Source organism: Bacillus sp. cl96, assembly GCF_900100505.1.
Classification (GTDB): Bacteria; Bacillota; Bacilli; order Bacillales; family Bacillaceae_G; genus Bacillus_A; species Bacillus_A cereus.
The window spans coordinates 1-22,154 of record NZ_FNDM01000021.1; the positions used below are offsets into that span (position 1 = coordinate 1).

Sequence of the window (22,154 nt, forward strand, 5' to 3'; positions counted from 1 at the left end):
AACTAGCTAATGCGACGCGGGTCCATCCATAAGTGACAGCCGAAGCCGCCTTTCAATTTCGAACCATGCGGTTCAAAATGTTATCCGGTATTAGCCCCGGTTTCCCGGAGTTATCCCAGTCTTATGGGCAGGTTACCCACGTGTTACTCACCCGTCCGCCGCTAACTTCATAAGAGCAAGCTCTTAATCCATTCGCTCGACTTGCATGTATTAGGCACGCCGCCAGCGTTCATCCTGAGCCAGGATCAAACTCTCCAATAAAGTTAGTTTGTCTAGCATCTAAAATAAAAATTGACGTTTCACGTTGTTTGTTTCGTTCAGTTTTCAAAGAACTACTTCGTCACTCGGAAGCGACTTTATCAATATAACATTTCGTTATATTTTCGTCAACAACTTTTTTTCAATAAGTTGTTTTTCGTTTGTTTTGTTTGTTACCTTTCGTGGCAACGAATATAAATATACCAGTTTGATTATTAAAATGCAATAGTTTTTCTAATAAAATTTTTAACTTAGTAAAAAAGTATAAAAACAGCACATTTCTTCTATATAAATATAATTTCTCGCACTATCAAGACTTACTATACCCACGCAACTCATGCTCAAATAAAAAAAGCTTTGGAGAAATCTCCAAAGCTTAGTCTTGTTTATGGCGCATAGCAGGGAATAATAATACATCACGAATAGATGGTGCATTTGTTAATAACATAACTAGACGATCAATACCGATTCCTAATCCACCCGTAGGAGGCATACCGTACTCAAGAGCTTCAATATAATCGTCATCCATCATATGAGCTTCATCATTACCTTGTTCGCGCTCTTTTAATTGCGCTTCAAAACGTTCTTTTTGATCGATTGGATCATTTAACTCAGTGAATGCATTTGCATGTTCACGCGCAACGATAAATAATTCGAAACGATCTGTAAATCTTGGATCTTCATCATTCTTTTTCGCAAGCGGCGAGATTTCTACCGGATGACCGTAAATAAATGTTGGTTGGATTAATTTATCTTCTACTTTTTGTTCGAAGAATTCATTTATAATATGACCAACTTCCATTGTATCTTTAATTTCTACATTATGTTCTTTTGCAAGCTCACGTGCTTCTTCTACACTCATCGGATTCCAGAAATCAGCTCCAGAGTATTGCTTAATCGCATCTACCATATGAAGACGTGTCCATTCTGGTTCTAGATTAATTTCATAATCACCATACTGGATTGTTGTTGTACCCAGTACTTTTTTCGCGATATGAGCAACCATATCTTCTGTTAACTTCATAATATCTTTATAATCAGCGTATGCTTCATATAATTCAATCATCGTAAACTCAGGGTTATGACGAGTTGATACACCCTCATTACGGAATACACGGCCGATCTCATATACTTTTTCCAAACCACCCACAATAAGACGTTTTAAATGTAGCTCAATTGCGATACGCATATATAATTCCATATCTAACGCATTATGATGTGTAGTGAAAGGACGCGCAGAAGCTCCACCTGCAATTGCATGCATCATAGGTGTTTCCACTTCAAGATAACCGTTGTCATCTAGGTATCTTCTCATCTCACGAATGATTTTACTACGAGTAACGAACGTTTCACGACTTTCCATACTTGTAATTAAGTCTAAGTAACGTTGACGGTAGCGTTGTTCAACATCTTTTAATCCATGGTATTTATCTGGTAATGGACGAAGAGATTTCGTTAATAGCGTAAAGCCTGTTGCTTTTACTGAAAGTTCTCCAACGTTTGTTTTGAACACTTTACCTTCAATACCTACTAAATCACCTAAATCTGCTGTTTTAAATAATTCATACTCGTCATCTCCAACAGCATCTTTACGAACATAAATTTGAACTTGTCCATGTAAATCTTGAACGTGTGCAAATCCAGCTTTCCCTTTTCCGCGTTTTGTCATAATACGACCAGCGATAGAAACAGCGATTTCCTTCTCCTCTAATTCTTCCTTAGAGAACTCTCCATATAGACTCACTAAATCAGTTGTTGAATTTGTGCGTTCAAATCTTTTACCGAACGGGTCAATTCCTTGTTCACGTAAATTATGTAGCTTTTCACGACGAACAATCAATTGGTCGTTTAATTCTTCGTGGTTCATGTTATCCATGATATTGATATCACTCCAGCTCTATTTAATTTTACAATATATACAGTATAGCATTTTCTACTCAACTAGAAAAACTGCCAGCAACTAACTGGCAGCTCTTCTTTCTTTCACGTAATTATAGGAAGTGTATAGAAGAATGTCAATCTCCTATGTCCATTATTAACCAACGTAAATTGTTTGTTGTTTCGCTTCCACTTCTTCTACAAATGTACCTAACACATTTGCAAGGTCTTCCCGTGTGTTACAAGCATTAATACCATTACGTACACTCGCATTACCACGAACACCTTTTAAATACCAAGCTGCATGTTTTCTCATCTCTCTTACAGCGACACTTTCGTTCTTTAAGTCAATAAGACGATCTAGATGTAACATACATACATCAATTTTCTCGCGCACTGTTGGTTCCGGCATTAATTCACCTGTCTCCAAATACTTTACCGTACGATAAATCATCCACGGATCTCCAAGAGCCGCACGACCAATCATAACACCATCTACACCAATTTCATCAAGCATACGCTTTGCATCTTGCGGCGTTGCGACATCACCATTTCCGATAACCGGGATATTTACAGATTGTTTTACTTGTTTAATAATATCCCAATCCGCTTTTCCTTCATACATTTGCACTCGTGTACGTCCGTGAACCGCCACAGCTTGGCCACCAGCACGCTCAACAGCCCTAGCATTTTCTATTGCGAAAATATGTTCTTCATCCCAACCGATACGCATTTTAACTGTAACCGGCTTTTCTACAGCATCTACAACCGCTGCTACCATTTCATATATTTTATTCGGATCTAAAAGCCACCTTGCCCCCGCATCACATTTAACGATTTTCGGCACTGGACAACCCATATTAATATCAATTATGTCTGCTGTCGTATATTTATCTACATATTTCGCAGCATCTACAAGAGTTTCTTTCTCTCCACCAAAAATTTGTAAACTTAATGGCTTTTCTCTCTCGTCGATATATAACATATCTAATGTTCTTTTATTATTAAGTAATATTGCCTTATCACTTACCATTTCAGCACAAACTAAGCCGGCACCAAATTCTTTTACTGTTAAACGGAATGCAGAGTTACACACTCCCGCCATCGGTGCTAGTACAACCGGATTTTTCATCTCGATATTTGCAATCTTTAACAATCAACCTACTCCTTCCTGTACAATCACTTTGGCATTAATTCCTCTATCGAAACATTTAATGCCTTAGCAACTTCTACTACAAAATCTTGAGAAGGCGATCTATTCCCTCTCTCAACCTCACCTAAAACAGATACAGATACCCCTAGTTCTTTAGCAAAACCTTCTTGTGTATAGCCTTTTAGCTTTCGAAAAGCACGAATGCGTCTTCCCCATTTTTCTGCTTCCATACCGTTACTCCCTCTCGCCTTTTCATTTCTTCTACTTGTGAACGTGAAATGTTTTGTTTTATGTCTTGATTAATCTCTAACAACGGAACGATAACAAAAGCTCTTTCAAACATCCGCGGATGCGGAACAATAAGATTCTCTGCTTCAATATTCTCTTGATTATAAAGTAAAATGTCAAGGTCGATAGTCCTCGGCCCCCACCTAATTTCCCTTTTTCTTCCTAGGTCATTTTCTACTTTTTGTGTTACTTTCAATAACTCTTGTGGTGATAAATTGGTAGAAATTTTTATAACTAAATTTAAAAAGCAACTTTGGTCAGTATAGCCAACTGGCTCAGTTTCATATACAGATGAAATATCATCAACCTGAATATAAGGATTTTTATTTAAAAACTGAATCGCTTCAGTTAGATACGTATAACGCTCTCCAATATTTGACCCTAATGCAATGTAAGCTATATTGTTCATGGACGTTCTCTCGTAATTTCTACTGCTACAGCACGATAATGACCCGGTATCGGTGGATCCGGCTTAATTACCTTAATTGTACAGCGTGAAATACTTTCATATTGTTTTAATATATCTGCAGCAATATTTTCAGCGATACTCTCCACAAGCTTATACTTTCTATCCTCAACAACTTTTCTACATAATTCGAAAAGCTCTCCATAATTGACCGAATGCTCTAAGTCATCACTTTCCCCTGCACGCTTTAAATCCAACTCCACCGTTAAGTCAACTTTAAATCTCTGACCTAATTTATTCTCCTCTGGGAACACACCATGATAACCATAAAACTCCATATCATGGATATAAATTTTATCCAATTACCTTACCCCCTTACCAATCATCGCATCCATCATTTTAGCCATACGCGCCATTTCTTTCACATCATGGACACGAACAAACTCACAGCCCTTTTCAATACCAAGACAAACGGTAGCTCCTGTTCCCTCAAGGCGTTCCTCCACTGGCAAATCTAATACGTGCCCAATAAAGGACTTTCTCGAAGTACCTAAGAGAACTGGATAACCTAGCACATTTAACTGTTCTAAATTACGCATCGCCTCTAAGTTCTGCTCAGGTGTTTTAGCAAAACCGATACCTGGATCTAAAATAATATTCTCATCTGGCACACCAGCATTTTTAGCAATTTTAATACTGTCATACAAATCAGCAATCATATCCGCCATTAAATTACGATAATTCATATTATCACGGTTATGCATTAAAATGATGGGTACATCATAATGAGCTGCGACTTCAGCAATTTTTGGCTCCGCCTTCGCTCCCCAAATATCATTAATAATATGAGCACCAGCCTCAATTGCTTGCTTTGCAACTTCAGCTTTATATGTATCGATAGATATAGGCAATTTTACTTCTTTTGAAACTGCTTGAATCATCGGGACAACTCGCTTTATTTCTTCTTCTACTGATACTTTAGCAAAACCTGGGCGAGTAGATTCGCCACCAATATCAATAATATGAGCACCTTGACCTTGCATTTCTTTTGCGTGACGTACCGCAGCATCTACCTCGTTGTAACTCCCACCATCAGAAAACGAATCTGGTGTTACATTTAAAATCCCCATAATTAATGTTTTTTCATTTAAATTCAATGTATATTCGCCGCAGCGCAAATCATAATCCCACTTCAAACTACACATCTCCTCTTCGTAATTCATTTCTGCTCCATAATTTCTCTCTTTGCATTCCATAAAGGTACATTAAACTTTTTGTAACCACTCCTACTTTACCCGGGAAATCCTGCGCTTCTATACGATAAAGCGGAACAATTTCTTGAATGGAGTTTGTTACGAAGACTTCATCCGCTGAAAGTAGCTCATCTTTTGTAAAGAAACCTTCCTTTACTTCTATATTTAATTCTTCAGCACTCTTTATAATAAACGCACGAGTGATACCATTTAAAATCCCTGTCTCTAACGAAGGTGTATATAAAACATCACCTTTCACAAAAAATAGATTCGAAACAATGCCCTCTGCAACATAACCTGCTTCAGTGAGGAAAATACCTTCCTTACTCACAACATTTCCAATTTCACGCTTCCCTAAAATATTATTTAAATAGTGATGAGACTTCAGGCGAAATGTCCCTTCCGGTGTATTTCGCACTTGTTTTAGAATAACACCTTCTTTTTCCACTACATCCCCTGGAGCTGTTAAAGGTTTTATAAAAACAATAACAGAAGGCTCTTCATACATTTCCGTTTGTAATCCTATTTCATCTATACCCGCCGATACATTAAAACGTACATATGCATGCTTCAATTCATTCTTAGCGAGTAAATCTTTCAAAATAAGCATCACATCATTTTTTGTCATTGTCCATTTAATTTGCAATGTATCCAGCGCCTCTATTAAACGGTTATAATGATCATCCAATAAGAAAGGATGACCATTATAAATACGAAACGTTTCAAAAACTCCAAGACCATATAAATAACCATGATCATAAGGAGAAATTCTCGCTTCACTTGCTTCTACATACTGACCATTTACGTAAATTAACATAATGTCGCACTTGGACTGTATTTACGAATGAAATTCTGCAACAGCTCTTTCCCATGAGAAGTCATAATAGATTCTGGATGGAATTGCACACCCTCTATCGGTAATGTCTTATGACGAAGTGCCATAATTTCCCCTTCCTCTGTCCAAGATGTTACCTCTAAGCAATCGGGTAACGTCTCTTTCTTAACAATAAGGGAATGATAGCGCGTCGCAGTAAACGGATTAGGAATATCCGAAAAAATCGTCTTTCCATCATGATGCATAAGCGACGTTTTTCCATGCATTAATCGCTCTGCACGGACAACCTCTCCACCAAACACTTGTGCAATGGATTGATGCCCTAGACAAACACCAAAAATCGGAATCTTTCCAGCAAAGTATTTAATAACTTCCATACTAATCCCAGCTTCATTAGGACTGCACGGACCTGGAGAAATCATTAGAAAATCTGGTTTCATATTCTCAATATCTGAAATGGTCACTTCATCGTTACGTTTAACAACGAGCTCTTGTCCAAGTTCTCCAAGAAACTGCACTAAATTAAATGTAAAAGAATCATAATTATCAATCATTAATATCATTTCTCTCACCTAACCGTTTCTTCACTACGTTCTTTTGCACGCCATAAAGCAATCGCCTTTTTTAACGACTCTTTATATTCATTTTCCGGATTTGAATCAATTACAATTCCCGCCCCTGCTTGTACATGAGCTTTTCCATCTTTAGCAAGAAGTGTTCTAATTACAATATTCAATTCTGTATCTCCAGAATAACCAATCCAACCGATTGAACCTGTATAAATCCCTCTTCGAACAGGTTCTAATTCCTCAATAATTTCCATCGTACGTATTTTTGGGGCACCAGTAATTGTTCCCCCAGGGAATACAGCCTTCACTAAATCAAAAGCATCTTTATCTTCTTCCACCTCACCACGCACATTAGAAACAATATGCATAACATGTGAGTATTTCTCAATTACCATAAATTCATCTACTTCTACAGTGCCATATTTACAAACACGTCCTAAATCATTTCTTTCTAAATCCACAAGCATTACATGCTCTGCTCTTTCTTTTTCGTTCTCAATTAATTCTCTTGCTAATTCTTCATCCTCTTGCTCATCCGCGCCTCTAGATCTCGTTCCAGCAATTGGTCTTGTACTTACTTCAGTTCCTTGTTTCTTAATTAACAACTCTGGCGATCCACTAACGATTTGAAAATCCCCAAGCTCCAGGTAACCCATATATGGAGATGGATTAATTTCACGAAGACTTGTATAAATTTCTAGTGGGTGTGTCTGTAACGTTCTTTCTTGTCTCGTCGACAAGTTTACTTGGAACACATCACCCGCTCCAATATATTCTTGAATACATTCAACTGCCTTCATAAAGCCAGCTTCAGTAAAAGCAACTGCTTCACTTTTCTTTTCAGGACTTTCAAAGGGCACGGTCACTTCAGGCGCTTTTGTCATCCAAAGACTCTTCCACTCATTTAGCCGTTCTTTCGCCTCTTCATATTTATCTACATAATGCGTAATAACCCATAACACTTGTTCTTTTTGATCATAGACAAATACGTCATCAAATAATAAAAAGAAGATGTCAGGTATATCAATATCATCTTCCGCAAGAGAAGGCAGCTTTTCAATATAACGGATACAGTCATAACTGAAATAGCCAATTGCACCACCTTGAAAAGGCGGATACTCTGGGTTATAGTCCGTCTTCCATTGTTCCATATATTCTTGCATTAAATCTAACGGATTCCCTCGTTTTATTGTTTCCTTACCACTTTCACTTATATGTAACGTTTCATCCTTCCCTCGGATTACCGCTACTGGGTTCAGCCCTACAATGTTATAACGACCGCCACGGCCGCTTTCTAACAAAATATGTTGCGATTTACCCTGAGAAAGAAATTTATATTGCTTAAAGAAATCTAACTGATATGGAATAGAAAGCGCTAAAGATTTTCTTCGTTGCATATCAACACCCCGTCTTCTTTTATCCCACCCTCTTAGATAAACCAGCTCAAACTACATAAGTTATTTATATAGAGATTGATTATACTCGAAGGCTAGTGAAAATAATTTAATTATACTACCTCTTATTTTACATGAAGTTTTCTAGTCATTCACTCTTTTCCTATTTCCAATCCCAAAAGAAAAAGCACCCTTTTTCAAGGATGCTTTTTCAATCGCGTTTAATTAGGATTCAAATTGATAAAGTGGTGTACTTAAATAACGTTCACCGTTACTCGGGATAATAACAAGTACCTTTTTCCCTTTACCTAACTTTTTCGCAACCTCTGTTGCTGCATAAATAACTGCGCCTGAAGAGATACCAACTAAAATACCTTCCTCTTTAGCCACTCTTCTCGCATATTCAAATGCTTGCTCTGTTTTCACTTGAATAATTTCATCATATACTTCTACATCCAACGTCTCCGGAACAAATCCCGCCCCAATTCCTTGGATTTTATGTGGACCTGGCTTCCCACCAGATAATACTGGTGAATCTGCAGGTTCTACTGCATAAATTTTAATATCTTTATACGCTTCCTTCAGTACTTCACCAGCACCAGTAATCGTTCCACCTGTACCAATACCTGCAATAAACGCATCTAATTGGTCGCCCATTTGTTCAATAATTTCTGGACCTGTTGTTAAACGGTGAATTTCTGGATTCGATTGGTTTTTGAACTGTTGTGGTATAAAGTAGCCATGTTCTTTTGCTAATTCAGTCGCTTTACGAATTGCTCCACCCATTCCTTCAGGCCCTGGAGTCAATACTAATTCCGCACCGTAAGCACGTAATAAATTACGACGCTCAATACTCATTGTTTCTGGCATTACTAAGATTGCATTATATCCTTTAGCAGCCGCTACCATCGCTAAACCAATTCCTGTGTTACCACTTGTCGGTTCAATGATTGTATCGCCCTCTTTTAATAATCCCTTTTTTTCAGCATCTTCAATCATAGCTAATGCGATACGATCTTTAACACTACTCCCCGGATTCATAAATTCTAATTTTAAGTATATATCTGCGCTGTCTGATTCTACGATGCGGTTCAACTTAACGATCGGCGTTTTCCCGATTAATTCTGAAACTGATTGTGCCACTCGCATTCCTGTCACTCCTAACACCGAGTATTTTTATTGGTTTTATCTATATTTAGATTTTGTCAGAAAATTCCCTGTTTGTCAATTCATTTGGAGGATTGCTCCTCTTAATTCCCTTATTACAAATTCTCGATTAAATTTGTAATATCTTCTTTAGAGAACTTGTATCGTTCATTACAGAAATGACAGTGAACTTCTGTCTCTTCCTCTTCTTCACGAACTTGCTCTAACTCTGTTTTACCTAAACTAATTAATACACTCTCAATACGCTCGCGTGAGCATGTGCAATTAAATTGAACATCCATTGTTTCTAATACTTTTACTTTATCTTCTCCAAGAACTGCATATAGTAGCTCTTCCGGAGAAAGACCTTGTTCAATCAACGTTGATACAGGTGGAATCTTTTGTAAACGGTCTTCAATAAATGAAATCGTTTCATCTTGCGCACCCGGCATAATTTGAAGGATGAATCCACCTGCCGCTAATATGCTATCATCTCCATTTACAAGAACACCAACACCTACAGAAGAAGGCGTTTGTTCAGAAACTGCAAAATAATACGTAAAGTCTTCTCCTAATTCTCCTGAAACGATTGGAGATTGACCAATAAACGGCTCACGCATTCCAATATCTTTAATTACAGTTACAAACCCCTCTGTACCTACCGCTTGATATACACGTAACTTCCCTTGTTCTGTTCCTTCAAAATCAACATGCGGATTCGTTACATAACCACGTACATCTCCATTTGCATGAGCATCTACTAAGATAGGGCCAATTGGACCGTTACCTTCTACCTTAATCGTTAACTTTTGCTCACCCTTTAACATTGCGCCCATCATTGTACCCGCAGTCAAAGAACGCCCTAGTGCCGCTGAAGCTGTTCTCCATGTATCATGACGTCTTTGCGCCTCACTTACTGTATTTGTTGTACGTACACTATACGCACGCACTTCTCCATCAAATGCTAACGCTTTTACTAAATAATCTTTCATACGTATTTATTCACCTTTCTCATGCTGTAAATTTGCATTACGTTCATATAACATATACAAACCTTTTAACGTTAAAAACGGATCTACAATATCAATTACATTCGATTCTTCGGAAATTAATTTTGCCAATCCACCTGTTGCAATAACTTTAGGTTCTTGTCTAGCTTCTTCTTTCATACGCTTAACAATACCTTCCACTTGTCCAACATAACCATAAAGAATACCAGATTGCATCGCACTTACTGTATTTTTCCCAACAACACTGCTTGGTTTTGTAATTTCGATACGAGGAAGTTTTGCTGCTCTGCTATATAAAGCCTCTGCTGAAATCATAATTCCTGGCGTAATAACTCCACCCATATAATGTTTTTCTTCGTTAATATAACAATATGTAGTAGCCGTACCAAAATCAACAATAATGAGCGGACTTCCATATAAGTGGATTCCTGCTACTGCATTTACAATTCGGTCTGCGCCTACTTCACGCGGATTTTCATATTTAATATTTAGTCCTGTTTTTATCCCAGGCCCTACTACAAGCGGTTTAATTTTAAAATATTTTTCACACATGCGCTCTAAAGCAAACATAATTGGTGGTACGACTGAAGACACAATAATACCTTTCACATCTTCAAACGAAAGACCCTCATGCTCAAGCAATTGCTTTACAAGCATTCCATATTCATCTTCTGTCTTATGACGATCTGTTTCCATGCGCCAATGCTGACGAAGTTCCCCCTCTTCAAACACACCTAGTACAGCATTTGTGTTCCCTACATCCAATACAAAAATCATATTCTCACCACTTATCTTATTTAATCTATATTTGTGCAGTATGTATAAAACTTATAAAAACATCATATCACACATACTTATATAATCAGCTTTCCTATCCTCATCATTTTACAAAAAGATTGCTCTCTATTTCAATTTTTAATACTAGTTTTACTTAAATTACTTTATCCACTAAGTTCTCAATAGTAATTAACAAAGATTTTAACAAACAAAAAAGGAGTGACGATAGTCACTCCTTCACTTCTTACTTATCTTCTTTATCCTCATCGTCTTTCTTCATGTTGATGTTTACTTTCACATCATCTGAAGATGTTGGACGTTCTGGCAATCTGCCGTAATCACATAAATGATTGATTTGCTCTGCATCTAACGTTTCTACTTCAAGTAACGTTTGTGCGATAATATCTAGTTTATCACGGTTTTCAGTAAGAATTTGTTTTGCACGAGCATAACATTCTTTCATAATTGATTGCATTTCCATATCGATTTCATGTGCAATCGCATCACTATAGTTTTGTTCTGAGTGGAAGTCTCTTCCTAAGAACACTTGACCACCTTGCGAGCTACCAAATTGCATCGGTCCAAGTTTGTCACTCATACCAAATTCCGTAACCATACGTCTTGCAATACCAGTCGCACGTTGGAAGTCATTATGAGCACCTGTACTCACTTCACCAAATACAATCTCCTCAGCTACTCGGCCACCAAGTAAACCAGTGATTTTATCAAGTAACTCTGGTTTCGTCATGAAGTAACGATCTTCTTTCGGAAGCATTACCGCATATCCACCAGCCTGACCACGAGGGACAATTGTTACTTTATGAACGACATCTGCTTCATCAAGAACAACACCAATTACAGTATGACCTGCTTCATGGAAAGCAACGATATTACGTTCTTTTTCAGAGATAACACGACTTTTCTTAGCTGGACCTGCAATAACACGATCCGTCGCTTCATCGATATCACTCATATCAATTTTCTTCTTATCTTGACGTGCAGCTACTAAAGCAGCTTCGTTTAATAAGTTTTCAAGATCCGCACCAGAGAATCCTGGTGTACGAGTCGCAATTGCTCTTAAATTAATATGCTCATCAAGTGGTTTATTACGCGCATGTACTTTCAGTACAGCTTCACGGCCATTTACATCTGGACGATCTACTGTAATTTGACGGTCAAAACGACCTGGACGTAATAACGCTGGGTCAAGAATGTCTGGACGGTTTGTCGCAGCAACGATAATAATACCTTCGTTTGCACCGAATCCATCCATTTCAACAAGTAATTGGTTCAATGTTTGCTCACGCTCATCATGACCACCACCAAGACCTGCGCCACGTTGACGACCTACTGCATCAATTTCATCAATGAAAATGATACAAGGAGCATTTTTCTTTGCATTTTCAAATAAATCACGTACACGTGATGCACCGACACCGACAAACATCTCTACGAAGTCAGAACCACTGATAGAGAAGAATGGAACGCCAGCCTCACCTGCAACAGCACGTGCTAATAAAGTTTTACCTGTACCTGGAGGTCCAACTAATAGGACACCCTTTGGAATACGAGCACCAACTTCAGAGAACTTACGAGGGTCTTTCAAGAATTCAACTACCTCAACAAGTTCTTGTTTCTCTTCATCCGCACCAGCAACATCTCTGAAACGAACTTTTTTCTTTTCATCATTATATAACTTCGCCTTACTTTTCCCGAAGTTCATAACACGGCTACCGCCGCCTTGAGCTTGGTTTAATAAGAAGAAGAATAAAATGAAGATGATGACAAATGGAATGATTGAAGTAAAGAATGTTACCCAAGCACTTGTTTCTTCTGCTGGTTGATACTTAACTTCGGCACCTTTCGCTTTATCATTAATTTTCTTTTGTAATTCCTCAGTATTTGGTGCATAAGTAACAAATTGTTCTCCTTGGCTAGAGTTATTAAATTGTCCTTTTACCTCAAATACACCATTTTTCGGTTGAAGTTGCACATTACGCACTTCACCGCTTTCTAGTTTAGTAATGAATTTGTCGTAGCTAACTGATGTCGTTTTTTGTGTCGAACCATTAAAATAGCTCACGATTCCAATTACTACTAAGAATATCAGTAAATAAAAGATGGTATTACGGAAGATACGATTCATTCCTAACCTCCTCTCACGGCATAAACACTATAGTAAATCGTAACATAGAAAAACTTTCCTATACAATTGTGAAGCCTATATTTAATTAATTTGAGTAAACGCTTGGTTTTAATACGCCTACATAAGGAAGATTACGGTATTGCTCTTTATAATCTAATCCATATCCTACTACAAATTCATGTGGAACAGTAAATCCAACATAATCCGCTTTCAGATCAACCTTACGGCCTGTTGGCTTATCTAATAATGTAACAATTTTTACAGACTTCGCTTTACGATATTTGAATAAGTCTACTAAGTAGCTTAGTGTAAGACCACTATCAATAATATCTTCGACGATTAAAATATCGCGACCTTCTACAGAAGTATCAAGATCTTTTAAAATTTTCACTTCGCCTGTTGAAACTGTAGAGTGACCGTAACTAGATACAGCCATAAAATCCATTTCAAGATATGTATCTGTTCTCTTTAATAAATCTGCCATGAATGGCATTGCGCCTTTTAATACACCAATTGCAAGAGGTACTGTGTTTTTATAATCCTCTGCAATAATTGCACCTAGTTCGCGCACCTTTTCTTGTATTTGCTCTTCAGAAATTAATACTTTTTCGATATCTTGATTCATCATTTCATTATCCTCCCGGAAGACTCCTTGCTTTTGTAGTGAATAATCATATATTTATCCTTCTTTGCCATCTCTTTCGAAATTGCAAATGCAGATCGTTTCAACAAGGGTACCCAAATAATAGTCCCACTTGCATCACAAACGACCGGCCATTCTTCTCTTTTTTCTTTCGGTACTTTCGCTTCGATAAAAATAGCTTTTATCTTTTTCGTACCATTCATACCTTGTATTGACATGCGATCTCCATTTTCTCTAGAACGAATACGAAGTGGATATGATATATCATTATACTTAGCAACAAATACTGTTTCATTCATGTTACTTGGTATATCTTCGCTCACCTCTGTTACAAATTCATCCCCGTTCAATAGCGTAATGGTCCCGGGTACTAATAAATCTTGTGAAAAAGGAGAGACAATTTCTTGTTTAAATCTAAAGCTACACTCCTCGTATGAACGAACAATTTTCAAATCACCCGGAAAATCAAGTGAACCTGAAGGTTGTGTCCGCTTAAAAAACTCAATCAACTTGTCAATATGTATAGAAGAAAGAGAAGATGGAATCTTATATTCATAAAGATAGTTTAATATTAGTTGAATCCCTCTTCTTTGTAAAGGCATAGACATGGATTCAAAGGCAGGAATTGATAAGCTAATTTGTTTATCACTTTTTTTTGTAATTACTTTATTCATTTTCTCAAAAGCTAATTCCTGCAAATAAGCCTCATCCTCTTGCATCTGCACGCTAAATTTTTGGAATTTCTCATGCATTTGTGGATTTTCTTCTTTCAAATGAGGAAGGACATATTTACGTAATCGATTCCTTGTATATACTTCCTTTTTATTACTCGGATCTATACGTGGCATTAAATTTAGCTTATTACAGTAATCAACAATTTCTTCCTTCGTTACGCCAAGTAACGGCCTAATTAAATATCCATTATGAAAAGGACGCTTCACTGCAATTCCTGCATATCCTTTCGGAGTACTCCCTCTTACAAGACGCATTAAAATTGTCTCGACTTGATCATCTCCATGATGTCCAAGAGCAACATATCTCGCATCATATTTCTTCATTATTCTTTCCAAAAATGCATATCTGCATTCTCTCGCAGCAACCTGTGCATTCATTCCGTATTGCTGTTGATATTGTGATACATTAATCCTTATCGTTTCACAAATAATTCCCAGTTCTTCACAAAGGCCCTGCACAAACTGTAAATCCTCATAAGATTCATCACCTCTAAACATATGATCCACATGAGCAACTACAATTTCCAACTGTTTTTCCGCTCTTTTTTCTAATAAATAATATAAAAGCGCTAACGAGTCAGGACCACCAGAAACTCCCACAACAATTGTTGAATCATTCTTTAATACATCATGCTGCTTTACAAAGTCATCTACTTTTTCAACAAATGTATCTTTCAACTTCGCAATCACCTTTCATTAAACAAGAACAGCAACCTTAGTCACCTTGTCTACAATGGTACAACTTTTACAAACATTGTGCAAAAAAAAGATATACAAAAATTACATTTTTATCTTACATCCTCCGTGTATATTCACAAAATTAATAACATTACCTTTTCCCACAAAAAAACCTAGGTATTCACCTAGGTTTTTAAAATCAAATTATAGATAAACATTCCACTTACATTTTACTGCGCCTGCATTCCTACAATCGGAATCGTAGCCCACTTCGGCATATTTTTCTTCACTTTTGCCACTACAATAGTCATATCATCATTTATATAACCATCACAAGAGCGAATCACTTCTTCCATAATGATATCAGCAATTTCTTGCGGGTCTTCGGTTTGCAATTCTTTAATTTTTCGTTTCATCCACAATTCATGATTCTCCACATGCTGTGCTCCTTCAAAAATCCCATCACTCATCATAATAAGAATATCGCCCGTTTTTAATTGTTCACCCACCACATCAACTTCAACATCTTCGATGATTCCCATCGGCAAATTACTTGCTTCAATTTTCAAAATATTATTTGCGCGTTTAACAAAACTCGGCGTTGATCCAATCTTTAAAAACCTTGCACTCGCATCCCGCAAATCTACCATAGCTAAATCTAATGTCGTAAACATTTCTTCTGTCGTTCTCAAAGAAAGAATTGAATTGATAGACTTAATTGCTATTTCTTCATCAATGCCTGATTGGAGTATTTTTTGTAATAATTTCACCGTTTCCTTACTTTCCATATGAGCTCTTTGCCCATTACCCATACCATCACTAATCGCAAGTGCGTATTTACCAACACTTAAATCCATCATCGCATAAGAGTCACCCGAAACAAATCCACCGCCTTTTGCAGCTGTAGCCAATCCTGTATCAAGAGAATACGTCTTCGCCGAACCAAATGATATTAAACTATGGCCATTTGGATAAGAAGACTTTTCTTCATGTTTAACGACAATATTTTCTTTAAGGATATCTGAAAGCATCGGTGCAACTAACTTTTCACACTCACCATGTTCATTAGATGCAACTGGAATTAACATTTCAATATCAATACTTCCTCTATCTAAACAATAAATATCAACATGCTCTACTTCGACACCAAAATCTCGGAACGCTTGCATAATCTGTTCTTCCTGCACTTGATGATTTTCACGCTCTCGTTGTATCTCCTTAGCAAAATCCTCCATAACCTTTGATACACCTAATAGTTGCTCCGCTACTATTCTACGATTTTCCTTCATTTGTTTTCGTAATTTTTGTCCCTCATAGAAGTGATCTAATTCACCGGCTACTAAATCCGTCACTTTTTTCCCTCTCACACAATGCTTGTCCCACTCACGAACTAATTTACGATTATGTTGCAGGGTTCCTTCTTCCGTTTCATTCATTATTTGTTTCATATAATCGTACGTTTTATCAAAATTCACTACCCAGCATTGATCCTTTTTAAAGCATGTTTGACATGTTTTCGCAGTAATTGTACTCAAAAACAAATCTGCTTCTGTCTCTTTATCTTCTTCCTCTACATACCCATATACAGAAAAGCTATTAGATAAAGCAGCAAATACATTTGCAAATTGGTTGATTTTATTTGCTGTAACATCACGTATCCTTCTTAAATATTGTTGTTGATCTTGCGAATGCTCTTGTGTACCTGGCATAAATTTAGCAATACGATCCAAAACAAGCTTCGGTGTTAATAAGAAGATAACAATCGCTACACCTGACTCAATTAAAGTTGTTACAATATTTGTCTGTTTGTCTACATATAATGTAATTAAGCTTGTCCCAATTAATAAACCTAAACTAACACCTAAACGCTTTCCTTCTTTTAACAATCCACCAAGCAATCCAGAAAAAGCAAGAAGGCTAAGCTGAGACAAGCTAGACACATTTGCTAAACTTAATATTAGTCCTGTTACAACCCCCACTGTAGACCCTGTGGCAGCACCCGCAATAAATGCAAATACTAGCACTAAATACCTTGTAAAAATATGTTGAATAGAAGCATCATATACAAACCAATCTGTTGTACCCGTTAAAACAGATGCTAGTAATATAATCAAACAAACAATTTCTTCCGTCTCTAATGCCTGTTGTTTTCCTTTCCTTTCCACTAAAAGTGGGACACTTTGTAAAAATATCATAGTTAATACAAAACTAAGCCCAGCCTCAATGGTACTAACGAGTAAATCGTACATGGTGACAGTTTGTTGTGCAAAATATACAACAACTAAGTGTGCGGTTAATGCGGAGATAAATACTTGAAATGGAACAAGTCCAACAGTTTTACGTGTAAATCGACTAAAGAAGATATTATAAATGAAGAAGGTAAAGATAGATGCAAAGGTAAAAAACAAATTATCTATCGATACTGAAAGAGCTCCTCCCATTAGAGCTAAAAATGCTAGCGGCATCTTATCCCGCTTCATAACATAAACAGCAGCAAAAAATGGCAGTGCAAACGGTAAAATATTTGTTAATATATATGCTCGTCCCAAAAGAAAACCAATAACAACAATAATAAATCCCCATCTAAAGAAAACTTGCTCAAATTTCATTCGCAACTTACTCGTCCACTTTATTCCATCAAGCTGACTCTCATTCATTGCCAATGCACTTGTATTCATAGTATTCCTTCCTGCTTTAGGCATATTTTTAACACCACCTGCATAGTTTAATTACTGTCATTATAAAAGATGATTGTTGGTTTTTTTGTCAAAACAACAGTTTTCACTTTTATAATCGTTCGACTTTTTATTCGAAATAACTCTACAGATATACAGGGTATGTAAGTTATTTCCGAGATTTTAATTAAACATTCAGAAAATATAGGGTGATTTTGTAGAAGTGTTGTATATCTTAATTTATTTAACAAAAAAAAGATCATGCAAATTTGCATGATCTTTTTAGATGACCCGTACGGGATTCGAACCCGTGTTACCGCCGTGAAAGGGCGGTGTCTTAACCACTTGACCAACGGGCCGTTAAATTAAATATAGCGGCGGAGGGGATCGAACCCCCGACCTCACGGGTATGAACCGTACGCTCTAGCCAGCTGAGCTACACCGCCATGTCGTCTTATTTAACGGACAATTAGTATCTTACATCAGATACTAATTAAAGTCAACACATCTCAAAAACTTTTTTGAAAATATTTTTTACATATAAAAAAGCACCCTGAGACATTACTCTGGGTACCTCTCTATATGTTAAAAACTAAACGTCCTTATTATCCGCGACGCGCGCCACGGCCACCACGTTTAGACTCTGTGTTACGCTTTAAAGAAGTTAAACGATCTTCGCTATCTTTTAAGAAGCGTGCCATCTTTTGCTCAAATGTTTCTTTCGGAGCTCGGTCGTTACCGCCACCGCGATTATCTCTGTTGAAAGAGCGATTATTACGTTGTGGACGTCCAGAACGTTGTTGATCACCACCGCGTTGGTATTCACCACGTGGACGATCTCCTTCTGTTTTTTCACGTTCTTTCGCTTTTTTGATAGATAAACCAATCTTTCCATCTTTTTCAACATTAATAACTTTTACTTCTACTTGGTCGCCCACTTTTAAGTGATCGTTAATATCTTTTACATAGTTATCAGCAACTTCACTAATATGAACAAGACCCGTTAAGCCCTCTGGCAGCTCCACAAAAGCCCCAAAATTTGTAATACCTGTTACTTTACCCTGTAACTTGCTGCCTACCTCGATTGACATAAAAAAAATGCTCCTCCTTAGTGGTTAAAAAGTCAAATTTTACTTTATTATATATAATCCTAAAATATAGTGTCAATAAGACATACTCTACTTAGAAACAGGAAAAATTATCTCCCCTTTACCAGAGAAGAAATAATCCCTTCTAGCAATCTTTAATACGTACTCTTCATCATTTAACTTTTGAACTTCGTCTTTTAGACTTTTTTCTTTATTCGTTAATGAATCCAGTTCTTTTTTCATGTCCTTAACTTTTGCTTCTTTTGCTTTAATGGAACTGTTTTGTTGATAAAACGTTACACTAATACTCGCAATAATTGTAAAAGTAAAGACAAGAAAAACCGCTAAACGGCGATAAAGTCGCTTCCTGTTCTCATCCGTTTGTATTATATGCTCTTTAACAGGATTTGGACTCTGTTTTTCGATTGTTCTTTGTCTCAGTTCCCTCATTTCCGAGGTCCCCCTAACTTCTTTTTTATATGCTCCCATAGTTGGAAGATATGTCCCTTCAATTTTGCTATATATTGCAGGAACCCTATATGTTTCACTATAAAAAGTTTAACACGATTAGGGAGAAGTTTCCATATGAGCGAAGCAATAAATCGAACAGGCCAGAAAAAAACTTTCCATATGAAAAGTAATATCCAAATCACCATTTTCCATAACACATGTCCAATTGAAAGCAGTATACGAAATAAGAATAATATAAATGCAATAAATAGCTGCGCTATAATAATAACAGGTTTTATCATGAGTAGCTGTATAATTCGAACAAAAAAATATGTTGTTTGCATAAAAATATAGATGAGAAAATTTAACAGCTTCATGTATAGTGCCTTCAATAAGCTTTGATATGCCGCAAAACCACATAATAATGCCAAAAACACATATATACGTAGCTCAGCTTCATTTACGAGAAGCAATACATAAAAGACGAATAATGCTTGGACAATCCAAAATAATATATCATGTATAAATACAAGCCAACGTTTACGTTCTTGGCGCTTTAAAAAACGTTGATATGTATCTAAAGACGCTCCAATCCAAGCACCCATTCCAATCATTGAAAGCATTGTATACAACTGAATTGTTAAGCTCATTTAAACAACTTACTAAAGAAACCTTTAGTTTTTTCCCCTTGATTTTCATCAATATACAGCATCTCATTAACTTTCCCTTTAATCGACACAATACCTTTTTCCACATCTAAATTTTTCATTTGTAAATTTTGACCACGAATCGTTAAAAAACCCATTACGGTCTCTAGTAAAAACTCTTCGCTATCAAAACTCTCTACCTGCTTCACACCGGTAATATCAATTATACGCCTGCCACGCATAATAATGTCATGCTCTACAGAAACATTTTGTTGATTAGAAGACGTAGGTGAGTAACCATTATTCACGTAAATCCCCCCATAGGTTTTTACTAGCTAATAGTAATGTATGAGGGGATACATGATTTTAGAACAAGCCTTCTTCCGCTTTTACTTTTTCTTCACGAACTAAGCTATACATATTTGCTGCATCTTCTTTTTTAGTTGTTTCTTTTAATTCATTTATTTTCACAGTCACTATTTTTTGACCAAAACGAATTGTTAATTCATCAGCTACTTTCACATCAGAACTCGCTTTTGCCACTTGGCCATTAATAGATATTCTTCCTTGATCAGCTACTTCTTTCGCTAATGTTCTTCTTTTAATTAAACGTGATACTTTTAAAAACTTATCTAGACGCATATCAAATCCCCCTATTAACGCTCTGTTTGTTTCGCTTCTTCCCATAAAACATCTAACTGTTCTAATGATAAATCTTTCATCTCTTTATTCATTTCAGCTACTTTTGCCTCCATGTATAAAAAACGACCAGTAAATTTCTCATTAGTTGAACGTAACGCCTCTTCTGGATCTATTTTGTAATGACGAGCTATATTAACAAATGCAAATAGTAAATCACCAAACTCACCCAGCATCTTTTCCTCATCCATATTTGTAACCTCTTGTTGGAACTCTTGCCATTCTTCCAAAGCTTTCTCTATCATCGGTTGCACATCAACCCAATCAAATCCAACCTTACCAGCTTTCTTCTGAATTTCATAGGCGCGTAGTAACTGTGGCAAACTTTTGGGAACGCCATTTAAAACAGATTCTTTCACGAATCCTTTTTCTTGTTTTTTAATTTCTTCCCAATTTGCAATCACTTCATCAGCGCTGTTTACATCCGTATTTCCAAACACATGCGGATGGCGACGAACCATTTTCTCAGATAGAGTTCGAATGATATCATCTATAGAGAACCAACCTTCATCTTCTCCGATTTGAGCATGAAGCATAACTTGTAATAATATATCACCTAATTCTTCTACTAAGTGATCATCATCCTCTTCATCGATTGCTTCCAACACTTCATAAGCTTCCTCAATTAAATATTTCTTTAATGATTGATGTGTTTGCTTTTTATCCCACGGACAACCATTTGGACCACGAAGTTCCGCAATAATTTCTCTAAGAACATCAAACTGTTGATACAAAGACGCACGCTCCTGAACTGGCGGCACGTACACACTCGTTAAATTATTCAATTCCGTTTCATGATCTAACATGTACAACGGTACCTTCTTTACTTGTTCAAATGAAGTTCCTGCAGCTGTTACGATATACACTTCATAATCATCTGGTAACATCTCCATTAATGTTAATTTCACATCAGATGCAACGAATGCATCATATACTTGGCAAAAGATTAAATGTTGACGCAGTTCTAATTGCCCTCTTTCAAATGATGTAGCATCAAGTAATTGGAATCCTTCAATCGGATCAATCTTTAGACTTGCAAACATAGGATCAAGGAAACTTTGTCCACCCTCAATTCGCACTTCAACATTTGAAACTTCTCCTTTTTCTAACAGTAGCTGAACTGTTCTTTCTGCTACAAGTGGATGCCCGGGAACAGCATAGATAATTTCTGTACCTTCAGCTTGTTCTAGCAATTTATTCGCAATTGTTTCATATACAATTTCAAACGTATCATGCGCTTCATATACAGCATCAAAAGACGTATATTGTACGCCTTCTTTCTCCAATTCTTCTATAACTGGATGTTCCTTCGTTCTAACAAACAGATGGTCTGCTTCTTTTATTTTTCGATATACACCCATCGTTAGCTGATCTAATTCACCAGCTCCTAAACCTAAAATAGTAATGATTCCACTCACAACCAGTCA

At 36.7% G+C, this 22,154-nt stretch carries 22 protein-coding genes, 2 tRNA genes and 1 rRNA gene; all 25 read right to left on the minus strand.

Features of this window, described 5'->3' with window-relative positions; genetic code table 11:
• Positions 1 to 261: ribosomal RNA gene (locus tag BLT20_RS27460) — 16S ribosomal RNA — on the minus strand; the annotation flags it as partial.
• 373 nt (positions 262 to 634) lie between these two features.
• Positions 635 to 2,134 (minus strand): lysine--tRNA ligase, encoded by a 1,500-nt coding sequence (lysS, locus tag BLT20_RS27465; RefSeq protein WP_000369668.1) that lies wholly within the window; start codon positions 2,132 to 2,134, stop codon positions 635 to 637.
• Between the two features lie 159 nt (positions 2,135 to 2,293).
• Positions 2,294 to 3,292 carry a tRNA dihydrouridine synthase DusB gene (gene dusB, locus BLT20_RS27470; protein ID WP_000912251.1) on the minus strand — a complete coding sequence of 333 codons (999 nt, stop codon included), beginning with the start codon at positions 3,290 to 3,292 and terminating at the stop codon, positions 2,294 to 2,296.
• Between the two features lie 23 nt (positions 3,293 to 3,315).
• Positions 3,316 to 3,519 carry a helix-turn-helix domain-containing protein gene (locus BLT20_RS27475; RefSeq protein ID WP_000387031.1) on the minus strand — a complete coding sequence of 68 codons (204 nt, stop codon included), beginning with the start codon at positions 3,517 to 3,519 and terminating at the stop codon, positions 3,316 to 3,318.
• On the minus strand, positions 3,471 to 3,986 hold the full coding sequence (gene folK / locus BLT20_RS27480; protein WP_001059450.1) for a 2-amino-4-hydroxy-6-hydroxymethyldihydropteridine diphosphokinase: 516 nt from the start codon (positions 3,984 to 3,986) through the stop codon (positions 3,471 to 3,473). The genes BLT20_RS27475 and folK overlap by 49 nt, the downstream gene beginning before the upstream one ends.
• Entirely contained in the window at positions 3,983 to 4,345 is a 363-nt protein-coding gene (folB, locus tag BLT20_RS27485) for a dihydroneopterin aldolase (protein WP_000358062.1), read from the minus strand. Before folB ends, folK begins: the two co-directional genes overlap by 4 nt.
• A complete protein-coding gene (gene folP / locus BLT20_RS27490) occupies positions 4,346 to 5,206 on the minus strand; it encodes a dihydropteroate synthase (RefSeq protein WP_002164656.1) in 861 nt (286 codons plus the stop codon).
• Positions 5,181 to 6,053: an aminodeoxychorismate lyase gene (gene pabC / locus BLT20_RS27495; RefSeq protein WP_000909884.1), complete on the minus strand. Its 873-nt coding sequence runs from the start codon at positions 6,051 to 6,053 to the stop codon at positions 5,181 to 5,183. Before pabC ends, folP begins: the two co-directional genes overlap by 26 nt.
• Complete coding sequence (gene pabA / locus BLT20_RS27500; RefSeq protein WP_000602297.1) at positions 6,047 to 6,634, minus strand: aminodeoxychorismate/anthranilate synthase component II; 588 nt, start codon at positions 6,632 to 6,634, stop codon at positions 6,047 to 6,049. Before pabA ends, pabC begins: the two co-directional genes overlap by 7 nt.
• 5 nt (positions 6,635 to 6,639) lie before the next feature.
• Entirely contained in the window at positions 6,640 to 8,037 is a 1,398-nt protein-coding gene (gene pabB / locus BLT20_RS27505; RefSeq protein WP_001189716.1) for an aminodeoxychorismate synthase component I, read from the minus strand.
• Between the two features lie 222 nt (positions 8,038 to 8,259).
• Positions 8,260 to 9,183 carry a cysteine synthase A gene (cysK, locus tag BLT20_RS27510; protein ID WP_001261712.1) on the minus strand — a complete coding sequence of 308 codons (924 nt, stop codon included), beginning with the start codon at positions 9,181 to 9,183 and terminating at the stop codon, positions 8,260 to 8,262.
• A 113-nt stretch (positions 9,184 to 9,296) separates the two neighbouring features.
• Complete coding sequence (gene hslO / locus BLT20_RS27515) at positions 9,297 to 10,172, minus strand: redox-regulated molecular chaperone HslO (RefSeq protein ID WP_000656372.1); 876 nt, start codon at positions 10,170 to 10,172, stop codon at positions 9,297 to 9,299.
• A 6-nt stretch (positions 10,173 to 10,178) separates the two neighbouring features.
• Entirely contained in the window at positions 10,179 to 10,967 is a 789-nt protein-coding gene (locus BLT20_RS27520) for a type III pantothenate kinase (protein WP_000578368.1), read from the minus strand.
• A 244-nt stretch (positions 10,968 to 11,211) separates the two neighbouring features.
• The gene (gene ftsH, locus BLT20_RS27525) at positions 11,212 to 13,113 is read right to left on the minus strand and encodes an ATP-dependent zinc metalloprotease FtsH (protein WP_001079674.1); all 1,902 of its coding nucleotides are present in this window, start codon (positions 13,111 to 13,113) and stop codon (positions 11,212 to 11,214) included.
• Positions 13,114 to 13,198: 85 nt separating this feature from the next.
• Complete coding sequence (hpt, locus tag BLT20_RS27530; protein ID WP_000981842.1) at positions 13,199 to 13,741, minus strand: hypoxanthine phosphoribosyltransferase; 543 nt, start codon at positions 13,739 to 13,741, stop codon at positions 13,199 to 13,201.
• Positions 13,738 to 15,168: a tRNA lysidine(34) synthetase TilS gene (tilS, locus tag BLT20_RS27535; RefSeq protein WP_000655463.1), complete on the minus strand. Its 1,431-nt coding sequence runs from the start codon at positions 15,166 to 15,168 to the stop codon at positions 13,738 to 13,740. The genes hpt and tilS overlap by 4 nt, the downstream gene beginning before the upstream one ends.
• Positions 15,169 to 15,398: 230 nt before the next feature.
• Entirely contained in the window at positions 15,399 to 17,870 is a 2,472-nt protein-coding gene (gene spoIIE / locus BLT20_RS27540; RefSeq protein WP_061685283.1) for a stage II sporulation protein E, read from the minus strand.
• 260 nt (positions 17,871 to 18,130) lie between these two features.
• Positions 18,131 to 18,202: transfer RNA gene (locus BLT20_RS27545), tRNA-Glu, on the minus strand.
• Between the two features lie 13 nt (positions 18,203 to 18,215).
• A tRNA-Met gene (locus BLT20_RS27550) sits at positions 18,216 to 18,289 on the minus strand.
• A gap of 159 nt (positions 18,290 to 18,448) precedes the next feature.
• Entirely contained in the window at positions 18,449 to 18,934 is a 486-nt protein-coding gene (locus tag BLT20_RS27555; protein WP_000021451.1) for a S1 domain-containing RNA-binding protein, read from the minus strand.
• 87 nt (positions 18,935 to 19,021) lie between these two features.
• Positions 19,022 to 19,381: a cell division protein DivIC gene (divIC, locus tag BLT20_RS27560; RefSeq protein WP_001208739.1), complete on the minus strand. Its 360-nt coding sequence runs from the start codon at positions 19,379 to 19,381 to the stop codon at positions 19,022 to 19,024.
• On the minus strand, positions 19,378 to 20,031 hold the full coding sequence (yabQ, locus tag BLT20_RS27565; protein ID WP_000059772.1) for a spore cortex biosynthesis protein YabQ: 654 nt from the start codon (positions 20,029 to 20,031) through the stop codon (positions 19,378 to 19,380). Before yabQ ends, divIC begins: the two co-directional genes overlap by 4 nt.
• On the minus strand, positions 20,028 to 20,336 hold the full coding sequence (gene yabP, locus BLT20_RS27570) for a sporulation protein YabP (RefSeq protein ID WP_001059104.1): 309 nt from the start codon (positions 20,334 to 20,336) through the stop codon (positions 20,028 to 20,030). The genes yabQ and yabP overlap by 4 nt, the downstream gene beginning before the upstream one ends.
• 58 nt (positions 20,337 to 20,394) lie before the next feature.
• Positions 20,395 to 20,670: an RNA-binding S4 domain-containing protein gene (locus BLT20_RS27575; RefSeq protein ID WP_001234876.1), complete on the minus strand. Its 276-nt coding sequence runs from the start codon at positions 20,668 to 20,670 to the stop codon at positions 20,395 to 20,397.
• Between the two features lie 14 nt (positions 20,671 to 20,684).
• On the minus strand, positions 20,685 to 22,145 hold the full coding sequence (mazG, locus tag BLT20_RS27580; RefSeq protein WP_000014239.1) for a bifunctional methyltransferase/pyrophosphohydrolase YabN: 1,461 nt from the start codon (positions 22,143 to 22,145) through the stop codon (positions 20,685 to 20,687).
• Between the last annotated feature and the right edge of the window lie 9 nt (positions 22,146 to 22,154).

Coding starts and splice junctions, on each gene's coding strand:
- BLT20_RS27555 (WP_000021451.1), bottom strand. CDS start 18,934: ATGTCAATCGAGGTAGGCAGCAAGTTACAGGGTAAAGTAACAGGTATT.
- yabQ (WP_000059772.1), bottom strand. CDS start 20,031: ATGAGCTTAACAATTCAGTTGTATACAATGCTTTCAATGATTGGAATG.
- folK (WP_001059450.1), bottom strand. CDS start 3,986: ATGAACAATATAGCTTACATTGCATTAGGGTCAAATATTGGAGAGCGT.
- spoIIE (WP_061685283.1), bottom strand. CDS start 17,870: ATGCCTAAAGCAGGAAGGAATACTATGAATACAAGTGCATTGGCAATG.
- hpt (WP_000981842.1), bottom strand. CDS start 13,741: ATGATGAATCAAGATATCGAAAAAGTATTAATTTCTGAAGAGCAAATA.
- BLT20_RS27520 (WP_000578368.1), bottom strand. CDS start 10,967: ATGATTTTTGTATTGGATGTAGGGAACACAAATGCTGTACTAGGTGTG.
- pabB (WP_001189716.1), bottom strand. CDS start 8,037: ATGCAACGAAGAAAATCTTTAGCGCTTTCTATTCCATATCAGTTAGAT.
- ftsH (WP_001079674.1), bottom strand. CDS start 13,113: ATGAATCGTATCTTCCGTAATACCATCTTTTATTTACTGATATTCTTA.
- pabC (WP_000909884.1), bottom strand. CDS start 6,053: ATGTTAATTTACGTAAATGGTCAGTATGTAGAAGCAAGTGAAGCGAGA.
- lysS (WP_000369668.1), bottom strand. CDS start 2,134: ATGGATAACATGAACCACGAAGAATTAAACGACCAATTGATTGTTCGT.
- cysK (WP_001261712.1), bottom strand. CDS start 9,183: ATGCGAGTGGCACAATCAGTTTCAGAATTAATCGGGAAAACGCCGATC.
- divIC (WP_001208739.1), bottom strand. CDS start 19,381: ATGAGGGAACTGAGACAAAGAACAATCGAAAAACAGAGTCCAAATCCT.
- BLT20_RS27575 (WP_001234876.1), bottom strand. CDS start 20,670: ATGCGTCTAGATAAGTTTTTAAAAGTATCACGTTTAATTAAAAGAAGA.
- BLT20_RS27475 (WP_000387031.1), bottom strand. CDS start 3,519: ATGGAAGCAGAAAAATGGGGAAGACGCATTCGTGCTTTTCGAAAGCTA.
- pabA (WP_000602297.1), bottom strand. CDS start 6,634: ATGATATTAATGATTGATAATTATGATTCTTTTACATTTAATTTAGTG.
- folP (WP_002164656.1), bottom strand. CDS start 5,206: ATGAATTACGAAGAGGAGATGTGTAGTTTGAAGTGGGATTATGATTTG.
- hslO (WP_000656372.1), bottom strand. CDS start 10,172: ATGAAAGATTATTTAGTAAAAGCGTTAGCATTTGATGGAGAAGTGCGT.